At 62.6% G+C, this 270-nt stretch carries 1 pseudogene; it reads right to left on the minus strand.

The window, feature by feature from the left end:
• Positions 1-59: 59 nt before the first annotated feature.
• Positions 60-270 (minus strand): annotated as a pseudogene (locus SB772_RS41325) (hypothetical protein); the annotation flags it as partial.

Genomic DNA, 270 nt, shown 5'->3' on the forward strand with positions numbered 1-270 from the left:
GGGCTCGGCCATAGCGAACCCTTGCCCGGACAAACATGCCGCAGGGCCGGTTTTACGCCTCAGCGCCCCGGGATACGGGCGAACCGCAGCAGGTTGCCATGCGGATCATGGACGAAGAATTCCTCCATGTTCCACGGCCGGACATCGAGAGCCGTCAGCGTTGGTACGGCTTTTTCGGAATATTCCCGGTGCAGCGCGCCGATCCGGCCGCCTCGGAGATAGACGGCGCTGCTTTCGCAAAATGCACGATTGCCGGTCAGCCGGAAATGC

The organism is Paraburkholderia sp. SIMBA_030, assembly GCF_046535245.1.
Classification (GTDB): Bacteria; Pseudomonadota; Gammaproteobacteria; order Burkholderiales; family Burkholderiaceae; genus Paraburkholderia.